Genomic DNA, 3374 nt, shown 5'->3' with positions numbered 1-3374 from the left:
GTTCGGCGGTGTCCTACTCTCCCACAGGGTCCCCCCTGCAGTACCATCGGCGCTGTAAGGCTTAGCTTCCGGGTTCGGAATGTAACCGGGCGTTTCCCTCACGCTATGACCACCGAAACACTATGAAACTGTTCAGCCGCACCACACCCTGTGGCCCAGGGCATGGGGCTGTTCGTGGTTTCAGAACCAACACAGTGGACGCGAGCAACTGAGGACAAGCCCTCGGCCTATTAGTACCGGTCACCTCCACACCTCACGGTGCTTCCAGATCCGGCCTATCAACCCAGTCGTCTACTGGGAGCCTTACCCCATCAAGTGGGTGGGAGTCCTCATCTCGAAGCAGGCTTCCCGCTTAGATGCTTTCAGCGGTTATCCCTCCCGAACGTAGCCAACCAGCCATGCCCTTGGCAGAACAACTGGCACACCAGAGGTTCGTCCGTCCCGGTCCTCTCGTACTAGGGACAGCCCTTCTCAAGACTCCTACGCGCACAGCGGATAGGGACCGAACTGTCTCACGACGTTCTAAACCCAGCTCGCGTACCGCTTTAATGGGCGAACAGCCCAACCCTTGGGACCGACTCCAGCCCCAGGATGCGACGAGCCGACATCGAGGTGCCAAACCATCCCGTCGATATGGACTCTTGGGGAAGATCAGCCTGTTATCCCCGGGGTACCTTTTATCCGTTGAGCGACGGCGCTTCCACAAGCCACCGCCGGATCACTAGTCCCGACTTTCGTCCCTGCTCGACCCGTCGGTCTCACAGTCAAGCTCCCTTGTGCACTTACACTCAACACCTGATTGCCAACCAGGCTGAGGGAACCTTTGGGCGCCTCCGTTACTCTTTAGGAGGCAACCGCCCCAGTTAAACTACCCATCAGACACTGTCCCCCACCCGGATCACGGGCGCGGGTTAGACATCCAGCACGACCAGACTGGTATTTCAACGACGACTCCACAACCACTGGCGTGGCCGCTTCAAAGTCTCCCAGCTATCCTACACAAGCCGAACCGAACACCAATATCAAACTGTAGTAAAGGTCCCGGGGTCTTTCCGTCCTGCTGCGCGAAACGAGCATCTTTACTCGTAGTGCAATTTCACCGGGCCTATGGTTGAGACAGTCGAGAAGTCGTTACGCCATTCGTGCAGGTCGGAACTTACCCGACAAGGAATTTCGCTACCTTAGGATGGTTATAGTTACCACCGCCGTTTACTGGCGCTTAAGTTCTCAGCTTCGCCCCACCGAAATGGAGCTAACCGGTCCCCTTAACGTTCCAGCACCGGGCAGGCGTCAGTCCGTATACATCGCCTTACGGCTTCGCACGGACCTGTGTTTTTAGTAAACAGTCGCTTCTCGCTGGTCTCTGCGGCCACCCCCAGCTCAGAGTGCAAGACTCGTCACCAGGACTGGCCCCCCTTCTCCCGAAGTTACGGGGGCATTTTGCCGAGTTCCTTAACCATAGTTCACCCGAACGCCTCGGTATTCTCTACCTGACCACCTGAGTCGGTTTAGGGTACGGGCCGCCATGAAACTCGCTAGAGGCTTTTCTCGACAGCATAGGATCATCCACTTCACCACAATCGGCTCGGCATCAGGTCTCAGACTATTGCCAGGCGGATTTACCTACCTGACGTCCTACACCCTTACCCCGGGACAACCACCGCCCGGGATGGACTACCTTCCTGCGTCACCCCATCACTCACCTACTACCACCTTGGATCAGCGGCTCCACCACTCCCCTTTGCCCGAAGGCTCCAGGGCGGCTTCACGGCCTTAGCATCAATGGGTTCGATGTTTGACGCTTCACAGCGGGTACCGGAATATCAACCGGTTATCCATCGACTACGCCTGTCGGCCTCGCCTTAGGTCCCGACTTACCCTGGGCAGATCAGCTTGACCCAGGAACCCTTAGTCAATCGGCGCACACGTTTCCCACGTGTGAATCGCTACTCATGCCTGCATTCTCACTCGTCAACCGTCCACAACTCGCTTACGCGGCTGCTTCACCCGGCAGACGACGCTCCCCTACCCATCACGATCCCCGTTGGGGGTATATATCGCAATGACACGACTTCGGCGGTACGCTTGAGCCCCGCTACATTGTCGGCGCGGAATCACTAGACCAGTGAGCTATTACGCACTCTTTCAAGGGTGGCTGCTTCTAAGCCAACCTCCTGGTTGTCTGTGCGACTCCACATCCTTTCCCACTTAGCGTACGCTTAGGGGCCTTAGTCGATGCTCTGGGCTGTTTCCCTCTCGACCATGGAGCTTATCCCCCACAGTCTCACTGCCGCGCTCTCACTTACCGGCATTCGGAGTTTGGCTAAGGTCAGTAACCCGGTAGGGCCCATCGCCTATCCAGTGCTCTACCTCCGGCAAGAAACACACGACGCTGCACCTAAATGCATTTCGGGGAGAACCAGCTATCACGGAGTTTGATTGGCCTTTCACCCCTAACCACAGGTCATCCCCCAGGTTTTCAACCCTGGTGGGTTCGGTCCTCCACGAAGTCTTACCTCCGCTTCAACCTGCCCATGGCTAGATCACTCCGCTTCGGGTCTTGAGCGTGCTACTCCACCGCCCTATTCGGACTCGCTTTCGCTACGGCTACCCCACACGGGTTAACCTCGCAACACACCGCAAACTCGCAGGCTCATTCTTCAAAAGGCACGCAGTCACACCACAAGGATGCTCCCACGGCTTGTAGGCACACGGTTTCAGGTACTATTTCACTCCGCTCCCGCGGTACTTTTCACCATTCCCTCACGGTACTATCCGCTATCGGTCACCAGGGAATATTTAGGCTTAGCGGGTGGTCCCGCCAGATTCACACGGGATTTCTCGGGCCCCGTGCTACTTGGGTGTCTCTCAAACGAGCCGTCAATGTTTCAGCTACGGGGGTCTTACCCTCTACGCCGGACCTTTCGCATGTCCTTCGCCTACATCAACGGTTTCTGACTCGTCTCACGGCCGGCAGACCGTAAAAGAGAGATCCCACAACCCCGTATACGCAACCCCTGCCGGGTCTCACACGCATACGGTTTGGCCTCATCCGGTTTCGCTCGCCACTACTCCCGGAATCACGGTTGTTTTCTCTTCCTGAGGGTACTGAGATGTTTCACTTCCCCTCGTTCCCTCCACACTGCCTATGTGTTCAGCAGTGGGTGACAGCCCATGACGACTGCCGGGTTTCCCCATTCGGAAACCCCCGGATCAAAGCCTGGTTGACGACTCCCCGGGGACTATCGCGGCCTCCCACGTCCTTCATCGGTTCCTGGTGCCAAGGCATCCACCGTGCGCCCTTAAAAACTTGGCCACAGATGCTCGCGTCCACTGTGCAGTTCTCAAACAACGACCAGCCACCCATCACCCCC

2 rRNA genes are annotated in these 3374 nt (G+C 57.2%); both read right to left on the bottom strand.

Annotated features, from left to right (window positions below):
* A 5S ribosomal RNA gene (gene rrf / locus ACZ4N4_RS46290) occupies positions 1-117 on the bottom strand.
* Between the two features lie 93 nt (positions 118-210).
* Positions 211-3316, bottom strand: a 23S ribosomal RNA gene (locus ACZ4N4_RS46285).
* Positions 3317-3374: the final 58 nt, after the last annotated feature.

Source organism: Streptomyces sp. NPDC026538 (assembly GCF_055567535.1).
This window is presented reverse-complemented; position numbering and strand designations above follow the sequence as displayed.